14 protein-coding genes are annotated in these 17124 nt (G+C 67.1%); 1 reads left to right on the top strand and 13 read right to left on the bottom strand.

All coding sequences use genetic code 11. The annotated features are described in order from the left end of the window. The first annotated feature begins 412 nt into the window (after positions 1-412). The gene (locus BGP17_RS17720; RefSeq protein WP_286712939.1) at positions 413-2755 is read left to right on the top strand and encodes a TonB-dependent receptor; all 2343 of its coding nucleotides are present in this window, start codon (positions 413-415) and stop codon (positions 2753-2755) included. 204 nt (positions 2756-2959) lie between these two features. On the opposite strand, the gene BGP17_RS17715 is transcribed toward BGP17_RS17720, so the two are convergent. The 13 genes from BGP17_RS17715 to BGP17_RS17655 all read right to left on the bottom strand — a co-directional run bounded on the left by BGP17_RS17715 (position 2960) and on the right by BGP17_RS17655 (position 17057). Next, positions 2960-3574, bottom strand: coding sequence for a response regulator transcription factor (locus BGP17_RS17715; RefSeq protein ID WP_286712938.1), 615 nt, complete (start codon positions 3572-3574; stop codon positions 2960-2962). After that, a complete protein-coding gene (locus BGP17_RS17710; protein WP_286712937.1) occupies positions 3571-4659 on the bottom strand; it encodes a sensor histidine kinase in 1089 nt (362 codons plus the stop codon). Before BGP17_RS17710 ends, BGP17_RS17715 begins: the two co-directional genes overlap by 4 nt. Before the next feature lie 146 nt (positions 4660-4805). Continuing rightward, positions 4806-5102 carry a hypothetical protein gene (locus BGP17_RS17705; RefSeq protein WP_286712936.1) on the bottom strand — a complete coding sequence of 99 codons (297 nt, stop codon included), beginning with the start codon at positions 5100-5102 and terminating at the stop codon, positions 4806-4808. Further along, complete coding sequence (mgtA, locus tag BGP17_RS17700) at positions 5093-7807, bottom strand: magnesium-translocating P-type ATPase (protein WP_286712935.1); 2715 nt, start codon at positions 7805-7807, stop codon at positions 5093-5095. The genes BGP17_RS17705 and mgtA overlap by 10 nt, the downstream gene beginning before the upstream one ends. Before the next feature lie 496 nt (positions 7808-8303). Beyond that, positions 8304-8978 (bottom strand): hypothetical protein, encoded by a 675-nt coding sequence (locus tag BGP17_RS17695; RefSeq protein ID WP_286712934.1) that lies wholly within the window; start codon positions 8976-8978, stop codon positions 8304-8306. Positions 8979-9029: 51 nt separating this feature from the next. Continuing rightward, on the bottom strand, positions 9030-9560 hold the full coding sequence (locus BGP17_RS17690; RefSeq protein ID WP_286712933.1) for a hypothetical protein: 531 nt from the start codon (positions 9558-9560) through the stop codon (positions 9030-9032). A 34-nt stretch (positions 9561-9594) separates the two neighbouring features. Further along, positions 9595-10164 (bottom strand): hypothetical protein, encoded by a 570-nt coding sequence (locus BGP17_RS17685; protein ID WP_286712932.1) that lies wholly within the window; start codon positions 10162-10164, stop codon positions 9595-9597. Between the two features lie 100 nt (positions 10165-10264). After that, a complete protein-coding gene (locus BGP17_RS17680) occupies positions 10265-10450 on the bottom strand; it encodes a hypothetical protein (RefSeq protein ID WP_286712931.1) in 186 nt (61 codons plus the stop codon). A gap of 86 nt (positions 10451-10536) precedes the next feature. Continuing rightward, complete coding sequence (locus BGP17_RS17675; RefSeq protein ID WP_286712929.1) at positions 10537-11649, bottom strand: DUF2817 domain-containing protein; 1113 nt, start codon at positions 11647-11649, stop codon at positions 10537-10539. A gap of 3 nt (positions 11650-11652) precedes the next feature. After that, entirely contained in the window at positions 11653-12795 is a 1143-nt protein-coding gene (locus BGP17_RS17670; protein WP_286712928.1) for an MFS transporter, read from the bottom strand. A gap of 1 nt (position 12796) precedes the next feature. After that, entirely contained in the window at positions 12797-14272 is a 1476-nt protein-coding gene (locus BGP17_RS17665; RefSeq protein ID WP_286712927.1) for an aldehyde dehydrogenase family protein, read from the bottom strand. After that, positions 14269-15864: a GMC family oxidoreductase gene (locus BGP17_RS17660; RefSeq protein WP_286712926.1), complete on the bottom strand. Its 1596-nt coding sequence runs from the start codon at positions 15862-15864 to the stop codon at positions 14269-14271. The genes BGP17_RS17665 and BGP17_RS17660 overlap by 4 nt, the downstream gene beginning before the upstream one ends. Next, positions 15861-17057 carry an amidohydrolase gene (locus tag BGP17_RS17655; protein ID WP_286712925.1) on the bottom strand — a complete coding sequence of 399 codons (1197 nt, stop codon included), beginning with the start codon at positions 17055-17057 and terminating at the stop codon, positions 15861-15863. Before BGP17_RS17655 ends, BGP17_RS17660 begins: the two co-directional genes overlap by 4 nt. Between the last annotated feature and the right edge of the window lie 67 nt (positions 17058-17124).

Raw genomic sequence — 17124 nt, 5'->3', positions numbered from 1 at the left:
AGTCCGCGGTGCAGGACAGGGACGGTCGAACGGCTCGCCTCCTGCCTGTGCAACCAAGGGGATCTGATGAACCCGCGAACCGGCAACCCGTCGGACGATTGCGAGGGCAAGCCTATGCCTTGCCCCGCGTCGCCCGGCCCCGACCATGTTCGGGATGGCGGCAGATCGAGAAACCTCGACGCGGCGGTGCCGGCGGCGAGCTGATCGCTGTCGCCTCCCGGGCTGCTCCCGAGGAGGCAAGGATGAATCCCTGACCATTCGATCGGCCGCCCGGGACGGCGCGCCGACGATATCCGCACGGACCGCGCAGCCGGGCCGTTGCCGAGCAAGAAACATTCTCGACCGCGCGCCACCTCCCGCTGCTTCGCCGGCGGGGACGGTGCAGCGCGCCCGTCTTCAGAAAGCGATTCCCGTGATCCAGTTCCCGAAATTCCATGTCGGCTGCACCACATCCGCGCTCGCCATGGCCCTGTTTGCCGGCATGGCCGTGCCGCCTGCCCGCGCGCAAACTTCCGATACCGCCGCCACGCCAGACACGGAAACGCCGCCGGCCGCGGAAATCGTCGTCACGGCGGCCCGCCGGGAGCCTGCCGGCGCCCTGCGTCCGCTCGACACCGGCGGCTATGCGCTGACCAGAAGCGACTGGTCCGACGTGCTTTCGGGAACCAGCGCGCTGGCGCTGGTGAAGAACCTCCCCGGCGTCACCTTCACTTCCACCGATGCCTATGGCCTCGATCTCTCGGACGGGTTCCTGCTGGTACGCGGTTTCCGTCAGAACGAACTTGCGATCACCTTCGAGGGCATTCCGCTCAACGACGGCAGCTATGGCAGCGTGACTGGCACCGCCCCGCTCAACATCGGCGTCGCGACCGACATCGCTTCGGTCAACATCTCGCCCGGCTCGGCGAGCCTGAGCACCTTTTCGAACACGGTGAACGGCGGCGAGATGCGCTATGCGATCGCCGATCCCAAGCCGCAATTCGCGCTGGATGTCACCCAGGGTTTCGGCGCCAACAACAGTTTCGTGACCAGCGCCACCGTCAACACCGGCCGGATTGGCGAGGCGGGGCCGCGCATGCTGTTCGGCATCGAGCGGATTTCGAAGGACAAATATACCGGCGCGGGCACGCAATACATGCTGCGCGCGAACGCAAAGCTGGTTCAGGACGTCCCATGGGGCGATTTCACCGCATTCCTCTCCTTCGCCCGTGCGGAGATCTGGGGCTACAACAACACCTCGTTCGACATGCTGTCCAAGCTCGGCTGGAACGGCACCGACATCTCCTATCCCGATTATGCGCGCGCGGTGTTCGTCGCATCGCCCGAAAATGCCGGTCGTTCCTGCGGCGCCTATAGCTGCGGCGAGCTGGCATCGCTCATCCCCTATGACACGGGCCAGGCGACCGACGATTTCGTCGGCAATGTCACGCACCACTTCAATCTGACCGACCGGCTCTCGGGCAGCGTGATGGGCTATGCCGCGATCAGCAAATCGAACATCGAGATTGCCGATGTCTCGACGCCCTCGCAAACCGGCGCCCCCTTTTCCGCGCAGGTATGGCAAACACGGCCACGGCGTTTCGGGGGGACGATCGAACTGACCTGGAAGGGGGACCGCCACACCCTTTCCGCCGGCGCGTGGATCGAGCGCATCTCGTCGACCTCGCGCTTTGCGTCGTATAACGAGCCGATGCCGGGGCAAGGCGCGCCGCTCAGGGCGATCGGACCGTATGATGTCTACGGAGCGGCCTTCCAGATCGCCAATGATTCGCGCTGGAGGACCCATTCGCTCCAGGCCTATGTTCGCGACGTCTTCAAGCCGAGCGAGACGCTGACGATCGACGCCGGGTTCAAGGCGGTGGACTTTTCGACCGACGGCGGCGGCATCGGCCCCGATCGCGCGCCGAGCGGGCGGCTGGCGACCACCGATCTGTTCCTGCCGCGGCTGTCGATCGACTGGCGGCCGAACGCGCGCACCGCCCTCTACCTCGATATTGCCAAGACGGCGGTGGGCTATCGCGTTTCCTCGCGCGGCAATATCGGCCCGGTGTCATCCGCCTGGGCGGCGGATAGCCAGGAATTGTTCGACGCTGCGCTCGGTACGCTGAAGCCGGAGAAGGACTGGAACTTCACCGTCGGCGGCTATCGCCGTTTCGGCCCGTTCAGCATCAATCTCGACGCCTATTACGGGATCATCCTCAATCGCCTGCTGAATGGAACGAGCGGGCCGCAATTCAATCCGGTGCGCACCGTCGGGATCGTGCCGCGATCGGAGTTGATCGGCGCGGACGCGATCATCGGCTGGAAGCCCCTTGCGTGGTTGGATATTTCGCAATCGGTTTCGGTCAGCAAGCTTCGCTACCAGAGCGATCTCGTCCTGGCCGGGGACGTCACGCCGCTGAAGGGCCATTTCCAGCCGGGCTATCCGGGCGTCTCGCTGGTCACCCAGATCGGCGTGAAGCACGGCCGGTTCGACGCGGGCGCGACGAGCACGCTCTATCTCGACAATCCCTTCACCTATGGCAACGACATCTATGTACCCAATTACTGGCAGGTGAACGCGCACGCTTCCTATCGCCTGCCGAAATTCGGGCGCATGCCGGAACTAACCTTCCGTATCGACGCCAACAATGCGTTGAACCGCAACAATATCGGGTCGGTTGGAATCGGCGGCTATTCGGTTTCCGGGGACTATCAGACCTTCATGCGCTCAGCTCCCCGTCAATTCCTGCTCAGCATCAACGCCAGAATCTGATCCTTGGAGGAAAATGATGTCACCGAATCATTCCCATGCCTCCATCCGACTGTGGCTTCGTCTATATTTGCGGCTGCTCACGCGGCTGGAGGCGGCGCTCCCCCGTCGCCGAAACCATATGGTCGCGGCGAAGGTGCAGGCATGGATCGACGCCGAACACGCCCGCATCCATCGCGCGGTCCATCGCGACGAGAGTGGCCGGTCCTAGGCGTGGATGCGATCAAAGGCGCGGACGAGATCGGGCAGCGTCCGCGCCTCCATCTTGCGCATCATGTTGCCGCGACGGACCTTTACGGTGATCTCGCTCAGTCCGAGCTCGGCGGCGACCTGCTTGTTGAGCAATCCGCGCACCACCAGCCGCGCCACTTCGCGCTCGCCCGGGGAGAGCGCTTCCCACAATTGCCGCACATGCCGGGTTTCCGCCGCCGTCGCACGGCGCGCGCGATCGATCTCGATGCCGCGATTGACCGCGTCGAGCAGATCCTGGTCGCGAAACGGCTTGGTGAGAAACTCGATCGCGCCATCCTTCATCGCACGGACGCTCATCGCGATGTCGCCATGGCCGGTGATCATCACCGTCGGCAGGGCGATGCTGCCCTCCGCCATATGGGCGAGAAACGCCATCCCGCTATGCCCCGGCATCCGCACGTCGAGCACGAGGCAGGACGGGGCATCCGCGTGTGCCGCGCCCACGAATTCCTGCACCGAGGCGAACGACCGTGAGCCCAGCGCGACGGAGGAAAGCAGATCCTCCAGCGCCTCACGCACGGCGCCGTCGTCGTCGACGATATAGACGATCGGGGATTCAGGATCGGTCATGCTCCGGTTTCCTCTTCACCGTCGACAGGCGCGACCGGCAAGGTGAACAACAGGGCCGCACCGTCCAGCTCGCTTTCCTCGGCCCAGATGCGGCCGCCATTGGCCTCGACGATCGCACGGCTGATGGTAAGGCCGAGCCCGATGCCGTCCTGCTTGGTCGTCCAGAAGGCATCGAACAGCCGCTCCGCTTCCTGCTCGCGAAAGCCGATGCCGGAATCGGCAACCTCGAGCGCAACGCTCGACCCGTCCTGGGTGAGGGAAGCGATTACCTCAATCTCATGCCCGCGGGCCGGATCCGCCATCACGGCATCGATGGCGTTGAGCAGCAGATTGCCGATGACCTGGCCGATCTGCACCCGATCGCCAAAGACCCGCGGCAGGTCTTCCGGCAGGTAGAGCCGCAGCAATATGTCGTTGCGATCGATCTGTCCGCGCGCCAGCCCGACGATCTCTTCCACCAAAGTGCCGAGATCGAATGCTGCCCGTATCGGCGACTTGCCGCTGGCAAGGCCCCGCACCCGCGCTATCACCTCGCTGGCGCGGCTGGCTTCCGCGGCGATCCGCTCGGCGGCGCGCTCGGCCTTCTCGATATTAGGTGGGTCGGTGGCCAGCCAGCGCCGGCAGGCCCCTGCGCTCGTCATCACCGCGGCGAGCGGCTGGTTCACTTCGTGCGCGATCGAGGCAGTGAGCTCCCCGAGGCTGGTCACCCGCGCGATGCGCGTGAGCCGCTCGCGCGCGTCATGGATCGCGGCCTCCGCCGCGACCAGCTTGAGCGAGAGATAGGTGGTCACCGCGATCGCGACGAGGCTGATGCCGGTATTGATGATGCCGACCTCGTACAGCCCGGAATGGGTGAGCGTGAAGCTGATCACCGTCAGCGTCCCGCAGGCCGATGCCAGGATGACGACCGATCGGGGGCGCATCCAGCGCGTGGCGAGCAGGATCACCGCGACGTAGAATACCGCCGCCGCAATGGCGTAGTTGGTCACGGTATCGACGGCGAAGATCGCGGCGATGGCGGCGACCAGCAGGGCGATCCTGGGCGCCTGTCCGCGCTCCAGGCCGTTGCCGAGCCGCCGCGTCACGACATTGTGCCTGAGTTCATCGCGAAGCCTTCGGGTATGCCTGTGTCGTGCGTGCCGACTTCCCTCCCTATGCCGCGCGGATCGCCTGCCGTCGATCATTCTGCGCTGCCCGCTGCGGTGGCGCCCTGGAAAGCCCGCTCGCATGTTCATCCGCTCCTGCGCAGGATGCCGAGCGCCGCCCGCTGGAGGTGATGGCAGAACCGCGAGGCATATAGCCATTGCCGCCGGGAGATCGCTCCGTGCCGGGCGAGCATCGCGGCCATCGCGAGCAGGCGCATCGCGCCGGTGGCCATCGCCCAGGCGACCAGCCGCGCCAGAAACGCCCGCCACGAGGGCTCGGGCGGAGGGCTGGCCCCCTCGGGTGGTCTGCCCCTGCCATCGCCGTGCCAGCCCTCCGGCGGGGACGGCGGCAGGAACGCCAATGCGTCGCGCTTCAGAACCATTGCCCGAACCGCCGGATGTAGAGCGTCTTGATCGACTGGGCGACGACGCAATAGCTCAGCAGGATGCCGGCCAGCCAGGGGAAATACTGCCAGGGCAACGGCTGGAATCCCACCATCGGCCCGAGCGGGGAGAAGGGTAGAAACACGCCGAGCGCGCAGATCAGCGCCGTCATCGCCAGCACCGCCGGCGCCGCGACGCTCTGGAGGAAGGGGATGCGCTGGGTGCGTAGCATGTGCACCACCAGCGTCTGGGACAGCAGTCCCTCGACGAACCATCCCGACTGGAACAGCGACTGGTGCTCGGGGGAATTGGCGCCGAATACGAACCACAGGAGCGCGAAGGTGGTCACGTCGAAGATCGAGGAGGTCGGCCCGATCCAGATCATGAAGCGCCCGATGTTGCGCGCATCCCATTTGCGCGGGCGCATGAGGAATTCGCGGTCCATCCTGTCCCACGGCAGCGCGAGCTGCGACACGTCGTACATCAGATTCTGGATCAGGATCTGAATCGCCAGCATCGGAAGGAAGGGGATGACGGCACTGGCGAGCAGCACCGAGAAGACGTTCCCGAAATTCGAGCTGGCCGTCATGTTGAGATATTTGATGATGTTGCCGAAGGTCTCCCGCCCTTTCAGCACGCCTTCCTCCAACACCATCAGGCTCTTTTCGAGCAGGATGATATCGGCCGATTCCTTCGCGATATCGGTGCCGCTGTCGACCGAGATGCCGACATCGGCGTCCCGCAGCGCCGGGGCGTCGTTGATCCCGTCGCCGAGGAAGCCGACGGTATGGCCATTCGCCTGCAATGCCTTGAGCACCCGCGATTTCTGAAGCGGGGTGAGTTTGGCGAAGATCGTCCGCTCGTCGACCAGCCCGCGCAGCCGCGCATCGTCGAGCGCTTCGATCTCGCGCCCGAGCAGGGGCTGCCCCGGCTCGAGCCCCACTTCGCGGCAGATGCGCGCCGTGACCACCTCGTTGTCGCCGGTCAGCACCTTCACGGCCACGCCATGCGCGGCGAGCGCGGCGAGCGCCGGGGCCGCGCTTTCCTTTGGCGGGTCGAGGAAGGTGAGGAAGCCCTCGACGATCAGATCCCGCTCGTCGGCGATCCCGTAGAGAGGCTTGCGCGCATCCCCCGTCACCGTCCGCGTCGCAACCACCAGCACGCGAAACCCCTCCGCATTCATGGCGCGGGCGCGGGCGACCAGCGCATGGCGCTCCGTATCGCCGAGCGGATGCACCGTGCCGCCATCGCGGATGGCGTGGGCAATGCCGAGCATTTCCTCCACCGCGCCCTTGCAGACGATCAACTGCCGGCCCGCGGCATCCTCGACTACCACCGAGAGGCGGCGGCGGACGAAATCGAACGGCAGCTCGTCGATCTTGCGATAGCCTTCGACCGGGCGAATCACTTCCGGCAATTCGCTGGCGAAGCGGACCACCGCCTGATCCATCAGGTTGCGCACGCCGCTCTGATGGTGGCTGTTGATCCAGGCATAGCGCAGCACGGCGTCGTCGCGCTCGCCATGGATATCGAGATGCTGCTCGAGGATGATGCGATCCTGCGTCAGCGTGCCCGTCTTGTCGGTGCACAGCACGTCCATCGCGCCGAAATTCTGGATCGCGTTGAGCCGCTTCACCACTACCTTGCGGCGCGCCATCGCCACCGCTCCCTTGGCGAGATTCGACGAGACGATCATCGGCAACATCTCGGGCGTGAGGCCAACCGCGACCGCGAGCGCGAACAGGAAGGCGTTGGTCCAGTCGCCCTTGGTGAATCCGTTGATCAGCAGCACCACCGGCACCATCACGAGCATGAATCGGATCAGGAGCCAGCTGACCGAATTCACGCCGCGATCGAACGCGGTTTCCGCGCGCGAGCCCATGATCGCCTTGGCCAGCGAGCCGAAATAGGTCCTGGCGCCGGTCGCGACGACGATTGCGGTGGCGGTGCCGCTAACGACATTGGTGCCCATGAAGCAGATCGTCGGCAGGTCGAGCGCATTGGCGTCATCGTTGGTCGCCGCGGTGGCCGATTTGCCGGCCACCGCGCCCAGGGTGTCATATTTCTCGACCGGCAGCGCTTCCCCGGTCAGCGCCGCCTGGCTGACGAATAGATCGCGCGATTCGAGCAGGCGTATATCGGCGGGAACCATGTCGCCGGCCGAAAGCTGGACGATATCGCCGACAACGATCTCCGCCATGGGAATCTCGCCGGTGCGTGGCGCGGCATCGTCGTCCCCGCGCCGCCGCACCGTGGCAGTGGTGCGCACCATCGCCTTCAATGCATCGGCCGCCTTGCCGGAGCGATACTCCTGCCAGAAGCGCAGCAACGCGCTCAGCATCACCATCGTCACGATGATGACGACGCCGGTATAGTCCGCAGTCTCGCTCTCGCGCAGCGGAATGATGATATCGGTTATCGACGAAATCGCCGCCAGGGTCATCAGCACCGCAATGAATGGATTGGCGAAGGCATGCAGCAGTTGGAGGGATATTGGCGGGCGGCGATCGTGCGCGACTTCGTTCGGCCCATCCTTGGCCAGGCGGGCTGCCGCTTCCGCCTCGGTCAGGCCGTCGCCGCTGGCGCGGAAGTTGGTGAGGGTCGTCCCAACGCTGTTCCGCGCCTCGCGGATTGCGCGCACCGACAGCGTGAGGTCGCGGGAGCGCTTGGGAGCGGCTGGTATAGCCTTGGTCATCGGGTTCATGTCGCTTCTTCCGGATAGGATCGGAGACGGGGCCGCGATCAGCGCGGGGCCCTTTGCTGGCGTTCGGTGGTCGGCGCCGGACTCTCTGCCGCCGACGCGATCCCGCGGCCTGCAACCCAGGGAATGTTCCCGTGGATGGAGCGACGGAGCAGTGGCGTTCGGGATTGCGTCTTTTCTGGGCGGCGGGATGGCGGCGCGTGATATTGCGCTTCTGTCGGTATAGTCATGGTGTACCTCGCTGCAGCGCCGCCGCGCTGTCAGCGAGAAGCCGGAAGGTCAGCTTCTGTTGAACAGCGATGGCGACGCGGATTCTCGACTACTGTCGCATGGCATGTTCGTTGGCTCCTCAAGCAACCGAGGGCGGTTGGCTCTGAAGTTTCTGAAGTCTTCCTAGATCAACGGAAGGGTTTCGACATCGATACGTCCGTTTCCGTCGGCATATCCTGGTATCTTCTGCATATACGAAGGTATGCGCCGGCCGTGGAGCGGCCCGGCCTCAGTCCGCCTGGGGCAGCGCATCGAGCTGCGCCTGATAGTTCGCGATCAGCGCGGGATCGGCGTCGTTGCGGCGCTTGGCGATGAATGCCGCCAGCGCGCGCCGATATTCCGCGATAAAGGCCTTGTTGTTCGGGCTGGCCGCGAATTGCGCCGCGGCCTTCTCTACCGGCCTGCGATCCTCCTCGAGGAGATACTCTTTCCCATAGGGCGACAGGTCGCGCATGATCACGAAATTGCGCGGAAGCCCCGGAATATATCGGATCGCGAACCTCTCGCCCTTGGGTGGGATCATGATGGCGTTCGTGATGGGATAGATGCTGGCGGACATGGTATCGAAGCGCGTTACCACGTCGTTGCCCTCCGCCGTCTTCACCACCGCGTCATAGGCCCAGATACTCTGATCGTTCAGGGTGGAGCTGGTTTCCTCGGACTGGGTGATGACCGCCGTTCCATCGACTCCGAATGCTTCCAGAAGCAGCGCATTGAAGATATGCGCGGTGAAGAGGTTGATCGGGCCATAGATGAAGAAGACCAGGATCAGCCCGTACCAGCCGCCGCTTCCGCGCCATTTTGCCAGCAAATGGGCCAGCAGCACCCCGATGAGGACGAGGACCAGCCAGGACCAGAAGGGGTGATGGGTGAGAAAATATGAAATTGCCGAGAGGATGACCATGGCGGACCTTGTCGGGGGAAGGGAGCCGGTGCCGTACGTCGTGCGGCAGCACTATGGGGTGCGCGACTTCTCGTAGCGATCGAGCGCTTCCTGATCGGCCTTGAGGACGAACTCGCACATGAGCAGCGTCTTGCCAGGCAGTGAAGGGCTCTCGCGCGCGACGATCGAAACAATGCCCAGATCGGGCTGCGGCTGCTGATCCTGGGGCAATGCGCGGGAATAGCCCTTGGTCGCGGTGCCGAGCAGCGTGGAGCGCTCCTTCGTCAACCGATAGCGTTCGGCCAGCGCATCGGCCTGGAGCCCTTCGATCAGAACGCCCACCGCAGTGCCCGCGAAGATGACCTCGCTGCTCCTGAAGCCGTCCTGCCCGAGTGCGCGCGGCAGCTTGTAGACATAGGCGCCCAGCATCGAGCCATCGGGCTTGGCAAGCTTCTCGGCGGCCTCATAGAGTGCCGTGGCCGTGTCCGTCGTATAGGGCGGCTTGCAGAGCGCGGCGTCGTAGAACGGGTCGGCCGATGCCGACACAGGCGTGGCGAGGAGGGCTCCCCACAGGATCGGGGCGGCGAAAAGGGTGCGAAGCATCGATACTCCCATGCTTGATACGGGGTTGAGGGCGTCATTTCGGCCAGGGATCCGGCACTGCCGGGCAGGCATGCTGTCTCACCTCGAGCCGGACGATGTCGTTGTGCCCGCGCATGTCGTCCCGGACATAGCCGACCCGGACCCAGGAATCGGCATGGACCAGGCCGCCGCTCGGCTCGACCCGATGATAGCCGAGCCGAACCTCGTCTGCGGCATAGAGGAATTCCTGTCCCGCGACACTCCAGTGCTCGAGGCCGGAATCCGCTTCGCTCGGGTTTGCCAGTCCCGGATGGAACCGATCGAGGCACCCTTCGACGCTGGCGAACTGGCCGCTCCGGACCAGAGCTCTCACGGCCTGGGTGTGCCGGATATCGTGCCAGGTCATCCACGCCGCCCCGGCCGCCCAGGCCAGTGCGATCGGCAGGTAGAACAGCATCCGCCATGGCCTGCGCCAGCAGACGTACAGCACTATCCCGACCAGGCTCAGGCCGGCCGTCAGGAAGAGCAGGTCGAAGGCATAGGCCGGCTGGATCAGATCGGGCTGCCTGGTCAGATCGAAAACGTCCAGAACCCCCCATCTCCCCTGCGGTGCCGCGGCAGCCATCGGTCCCAGCCCATATGAAATCGCGACGCGGCGATCGGTTGCAGGCGATGGCCAAAAAACCGACGCTTCCGGATTTGGCCCGCGGGGAGGGAGCGGCCGCCTATAGCAATGCCTCCAATGCCTGGATGATCGGCCGGTCGCCGAGGCGCGGTCTGTCGCCATAGCCGGCGATCGCACGCTGCAAGACCCGCTCGTGGAGACCCGGATCGGTCTCCCGCAGCTCCGCGACCAGCGCGCGCAGATAGGCATAGGCAGCCAGGCCGTAGGTTTCCGGGGCGTGCGACATGGGCGGTCTTCCATTGGCTCTGAAAGGGGACGGGGATCGGTAATGCCGATGCGAGCCATTGTCGAAGCCCGTCGCGACGGGCCGGCCTAGGCTTCGGCACGCGCTTCCCTTTGCCATGCGCGCAGGCCGCGCAACGCGGCGACGTGCATCGAACGGCCGATCTCCACTACCTGCGCGCGCCATGCCGGATCCGCCGGATCATAGGCCGCGCGCAATCTCGCCCGCAGCGCCGAACGCAGATCCGCACTCCCCAGTTCGAGCCCCAGGCGCAGCCACCGGTCGATCATCACGGCTTCGAATGCCTCGAAATTCGAGACGGTGCCGATCTCGATCGGCGCGCCTGCGATCTCGATATGCGGTGCCAGCCGGCGCAGGCCCGGCAGGAGCAGCCCGGACCAATCCGGCGTCTCGCCCGAATCGAAGGCCTCGTCCTCGCCTTGCAGGCCCTGATCGGCCCACCAGCGCGCCATCCGGTTTCGCGGCGCCGTGCCGGGCGCATCGAGCGCGACGACCAGCGGGCGGCCATAGTCGCCGAAGCCGGTGTGCCATTCGAGATAGGCCATGCGGCGACAGGCGGAGAGTTCGCTCTCGACGATCCGCGCGAATGCCGCGTGCGACGGCGACGGCCGGACGCCGCCAAAGCCGATGCCGTTCGGATGGCTGTGCTGCCCGCCGGTGAACGCCGTCAGCGCCGCCGCCGCGCCCAGTTCCTCGGTCATCGACTGGAACAATGCGCCGACCCGGCTCGACAGGCCGTCGTCCCAGCGATCGGGACAGATGGTGTCGTGCACGCGGGCGTAATGGGGGTTGGATCGCAGCGGCGCATCGAAATCGCAGAAGTTGCGGGAGAGATCGACATTGTCGGCATCGGTCCGGTGGCCATGCGAAACGCCCCAGGGGTTGAGCGCGTGGATCATCACCAGGTTGCAATCCTCCCCCAGCTCGCGCGGATCGAACATCGCGGCAAAGGCGCGCTGCGCGGCGGACCCGGCATGGCCTTCCGCCCCGTGCACTCCCGAGATCGACAACAAGGTGCCGGACGCGCCCGCCGGCCCGACGACCGCCCAGTCGACGCTCAGCGCTTCGCCCTGGGCGCCGACCCCGGGGAGGGATGCGGACCCCAGCCGCCCGCCCAGTCGCTTCATCGCGGCCCGGAAGGCGCGCCGTGCCTCCGCATAGCTCTCGGCGAACAGCGCCATGGCTCAGCGCGGCGCCGCGGATCGATCGGCAGCGAACAGCGGCACGGTGAACAGGAAGCTCATCAGATACAGGCCGGCCGCGAGGAAGCCGATCATGTGCGCGCCATAGCCGGCCAGGGTAGCGCCGATCGCCGGCCCGATCGCGGAGCCCAGCGCGAGCAGGGCGGCTCCCATGCTGCTCCAGCGGCCGCTGCGGTCGAGCCGGGCCAGTGCGCCCAGGATGAAGGGCAGGCCGAAGAACCAGGCGGTCTTGACGATGATCGCGCCTGCCACATAGGCGGCCATCAGCGGCATCGCGAGCAGCAGCGCCGAGGCGATCAGGCCGGCAAAGGCCAGGGCATTCGGCCCGCGCTGGCCGAAGCGGTGCCCGGCCGCCATCGACAGCAAGGCGCCGGCGATCGCGCCGAGCACCGAAATGCCAAGCAGCACGCCCACCTGGCTGCGATCGAGACCGATCGTCAGCCCCATCCGCTCCTGGAACGACCATAAGGTGGTATGGCCGGCATAGAGGCAGAGCAGCGCCAGCGCGCCGCAACTGGCCGGAACGTTGATGGTCAGGCCGCGCGCGATGGGGCCGGCATGCGCCTCTTGCGCCGGGCGGGGCGGTGGCGGGATCAACCGCGTGCAGGCGAGGCCGATCGCCGCGACGACCGCCAGGATCGCGACGATGCCCGTCAGGCCGAAGGTCTGGGCGATCCATCCCGACAGGGCGAGGAGCAGGGCGGCATAGGCCAGGTTGACGAAGGTGGCTATCGCCCAGACCCGCTGCGGATCGGCACGCCCGGCATAGGCGGCGAACACCGTCGATGCAGTGAAGCCCATCGCCAGGCCAAAGGCAGCGCGGATCGCCAGCAACGGCACGAAGCCGCCCGCCCTGGCGGTCAACAGGCTGGTGACGATCATGACCGCGAGCCCGATCGCGGCGAGCATCGGGCGCCGCGCCCGGTGCAGGACGAGGTAGAAGAGCAGCAGCCCCAGCGCATAGGCGCCGTTCTCCGCGGCCAGCGCCAGGCTCGCCTGCGAGGCAGTGAGGCGAAGTTCGTCGATATAGAGGCCCAGCATCACCGGGCTCAGCGTGGCGCTGGTCATCGCGCCGGTGCCGATGACGATCAATGCGGCCAGGCTGGTCCGCGATTCCCTGGACATGTCAGACTGCATGCGCGATCGCCTGGGGCGTGGTGAAGGCGGCGAGACCGGCGAGCCCGCCCTCGACTCCGAAACCGGATTGCTTGCGCGGCTCGAACGGAGTGCCCAGCGCCACGCCCGGCCGTGCCCCGGCCGTCGCGATCACGTCCACCGATCCGACCCGCAGACCGGCGGATATCCGCGCGGCCGCGTCCCGATCCGCGCCCCAGATGGTCGCCGCAAGGCCATAGGGGCCATCGTCCGCAAGCCCGATCGCTTCGTCCAGATCGGCATATTCCTGCAGCGTAAGCAGCGGGCCGAATATCTCCTGCTGGACCAGCGCGCCATCCTGTGGCGGGCCCAGCACCAGTTCGGGCGCGGCATGGAAGCCGTTCGCCGGCAGGCCCTCGGGCACGGTCGACAGCGGCACCACCCGGGCCGTGCGGCGCGCAATCTCCCGAAAGCCCTGGACGGTGTCATATTGCTTGCGGCTGGCGAGCGGCCCCAGCCGCGTCGCCGGATCGCGCGGGTCGCCCACCGGCCAGTCGGCAGCCGCGGCGCGCAGCCCTTCCACCGCGGCGTCCAGGCCGCCCCTGGGCACCAGCAGCCGGGTCCGCGCCGAACACCATTGGCCGGTGTTCCAGAAGGCGGCGGCAAAGACGCCCGGCCAGATCTCGGGCCGGTCGATCATGTCGGGCAACACCAGCTGGGGCGACTTGCCGCCGCATTCCATCGTCAGCGGCTTGAGCGACCGCGATGCCGAGGCCCGGATGATCGCCTGGCCCGTCGATGTCGAACCGGTAAAGGCGATCATGTCGACGCCGGGATGCGCCGCGAGCGTCGCGCCGGTCGTGTGTCCGGCCCCCGGCACCACGTTGAATACGCCGGGCGGCAGGCCCGCTGCGCTTGCCAGCTGGGCGAGCAGGACGGCGGACCGCGGCGACAGTTCCGACGGCTTGAGGACGAGCGTATTGCCGGCCGCCAGGATGGGGATCGCGCGGATCAGCACATTGGCGGTGGGGAAATTCCACGGGGTGATCGCCCCGATCACTCCGCGCGGTCGCCGGATCGCGCCCTCGGCGATCTCCTCGAGTGCGGGGATCATGCTGGCATAATGGCCGATCAGCAGCGGTCCCTGTGCGATCAAGGCCCTGGCATCGGCCACCGGACGGCCGACTTCCAGCGTTTCCAGCCAGGCGAGCTGCTCGACTTCCTGGGCAATGCGCGCGGCCCAGGCCAGCAGCAGCGCGGCGCGCTCGGCGCCGTCGATCCTGCCCCAATCCCCCCGCAAGGCCGCGCGCGCCGCGACCACCGCCGCTTCGACCGCGGGCGCGCCGCCATCGCTGAAGTCTCCGGACACCGCGCCGGTCGTCGGATCGACGCTGACGATCGGATTCCCGCCAAATGCCCGGGCCTCGCCCCGGATCCAGGCGTGACCCAGCGCTTTCGGCAGGGGCGTATCCCATGCCGGGATATTCCGGGCGGCCGGAGAATTCATAAAGACGTTCCGATCAGGTCTGCGGCCTTGTCGCCGATCATCATGGCGGCGGCCTGGGTGTTCCCGCTGATATGGCGGGGCATGATGGAGGCATCGGCGACGAAGAGCCCCTCGACGCCGCGGACCCTGAGCGCCGGATCGACCACCGAGCCGGCATCCGATCCCATCCGGCAGGTGCCGACCGGGTGATAGAGCGGTGTCGCGAGGCCGCGGATCTGGCGCTCGGCCTCGGCATCGTCGGCATTCAGGTCGGGCCAGCCGATCCGTTCCTCGACATAGTCGCGGAATGCCGGCGCATCGACGATCCGGCTGCACAGCGCCACGCCGCGACGCAGGGTCGCGACATCCTCGGGCGCGTCGAGCAACCGGGGAAAGATCAGCGGTGCGGCGGTAGGGTCGCTGCTCGCCAGGTCGATCCGGCCCTTGCTTAGCGGATGGTTCACGCTGGCGACGACGCTGACCATCGGAAACGGCGCCAGCTTGCGTTCGGCGTCGCGGCCGAACGGCGTGAAGTGGATCTGGATGTCCGGCGACGACAGCCCGGCCAGGGTTCGCGCGAAGCCGACCGCCTGGGCCGTCGGTGCGGCGGCAGGGCCCTTTCCCGCCAGCCAGAGCAGCAGCGCGCGTGCCATTCCAGCCAGATTGGCCTGCTGGTTGAGGGTGGGGACCGATACCCTGAGCCCCATCCAGATGCCGGCATGCTCCATCAGGTTGCCGCCGACCTGGCGCGCGTCGACAAGCACGGGAATGCCGAGCGCGCGCAGCCGGGCGGCCGGGCCGATTCCCGACAGCATCAGCAGTTGCGGCGTATGGATCGCGCCACCGGACAGAATGACCGCCCTGCGCGCGAAGACAGTGCGGACCATGCCGCCCTGTTCGAACTCCACGCCGATCGCCCGGCCATTCTCGAAGATCACCCGCCGCGCCCGCGCCCCTTCCAGCATCCTGGCGGCGCCGCTGGAAATCGCGGGCTTCAGAAAGGCCGTGTAGCTGTCGTGGCGGCGGCCCTTCCTGGCCGAGCTCTGCACATGGCCGATGCCGTCCTGCCGCACGCCATTGGTGTCGGGATTGAACGGCAGGCCCGCTTCGCCGGCCGCTTCGATGAAGCGCGGCGTCAACGCATGGACATAGGGCAGGGGAGACACGTGCAGCGGCCCCGTGGCGCCGCGAACCTGGGATTCGGCATCGCCAACGGTTTCGATGCGCCGGAAATAGGGCAGCAGGTCGCGATAGCCCCAGCCTGGCGCGCCGAGATCGCGCCAGGCATCGAAATCCTCGGGCGCGCCGCGGACGAAGATCATCCCGTTGATCCGCGTGCTGCCGCCCGGGCCGAGCCCCCGGGGCCAATCCTCGGCCCGGTCGAGGCGGCTTGGATCCGGCTGGGAAACCAGCTTCCAGTCGTAGAAGGGGTGGCCGTTGGTATGGATCGTCGCGGCGGGGATCGCTTCGATCCGCAGCCGGCCGGCGCGCCCCGCCTCCAGCACCGCGATCCTGGTTCCCGGCAGGCTCGCCAGCCGCCCGGCCACGGCGCAACCGCTCGCGCCGGCGCCGACCACGACATAGTCGAAATGCTCCCCCGCGGCCTCGGTCATGCCGGTTCGCGGCGCGTGCGGAGCTTGAGGTCGACCAGCTTGAGGAAGAAGCTGGCGCCGATCGGCAGCAGCCGATCCTCGAAGTCATAGTCCGGGCTGTGGAGCATCGGCGTGTCCTTGGTACCGCCGGTGCCGAGCAGCACATAGGCGCCGGGCAGGCGCTCCAGCATATAGGCGAAATCCTCCGAGCCGGTGACCGGCGGCATATCGCGGATCACTGCGGCATGGCCCAGCATCTCGCTCAGCGCTGCCGCGGCGATCCCGGCCTCGCCGGCATGGTTGACGGTCGGCGGGAACAATATCTCGAAGCGCATGTCGCAGGTCACGTCGTGCGCCCGGTCCACGCCCGAGCAGCAGCGGCGAATCTCCGCCTCCAGCGCCTGCATCGTCGCTCCGTCGAACGCGCGCGCGGTTCCGGTGAGGGTCACGGCATCGGGGACGACGTTGAACGCGTCGCCGCCATTGATCGAGCCGATGGTGACCACCGCCATGCCGCTTGCCTGGATCCGGCGCGCCGGTATCGCCTCGATCAGCGGCACGAGCGCCGCCGCGGCCGATATCGGGCTGGCCGTGAGATGCGGCGTCGCCGCATGGCCGCCCCGTCCGCGCACCTCCACCTGGAAGCGTGCGGCGCCGGCGCAGGCCGGCCCCGCATGCACTGCCGCCGTGCCGAGCGGCAGCGGTGGCGCATTGTGCAGCGCGAACACCGCGTCGCAGGGAAAACGCTCGAACAGGCCCGCGTCGATCATCGCCCGTGCGCCGCCCAGGCCCTCTTCCGCCGGCTGGAAGATCAGATTGACCGTTCCGGCGAAATCGCGCCGCCCGGCCAGTATCCGCGCCGCTCCGAGCAGCATGGCGGTGTGGCCGTCATGCCCGCAGGCATGCATCAGCCCGGGCCGGGCCGAGCGATGCGGCGCCTGGCCCCGCTCCTCGATCGGCAGCGCATCCATATCGGCGCGCAGCCCGATGCTCGGCGCGGCGGCGCCCGGAGCGGGCTCCTCGCCCCGGATCACGCCCACCACGCCGGTGCCGCCCAGCCCGACATGGGTTTCGATGCCCCAGGCGCGCAGCCGGTCGGCGACGAAGGCTGCGGTTTCCACTTCTTCGAAGCCCAGCTCCGGATGCTGGTGAAAGTGCCGCCGCCAGGCCGTCATCTCGGCCACGAGCGGGGCGATCTCTCGATCCAGAAGCATGGCCGGGTTCATGATGGCTCCAATCGTCGAACCTCCGCCTGTGGGAAGGCACGATGCGACCCTAGGC

It is taken from the genome of Sphingomonas sp. 67-41, from assembly GCF_001899725.1.
GTDB classification, from domain to species: domain Bacteria; phylum Pseudomonadota; class Alphaproteobacteria; order Sphingomonadales; family Sphingomonadaceae; genus Sphingomonas; species Sphingomonas leidyi.
The sequence above is the reverse complement of the archived record's forward strand: the minus strand, read 5'-3'. Positions and strand labels throughout refer to the sequence as shown.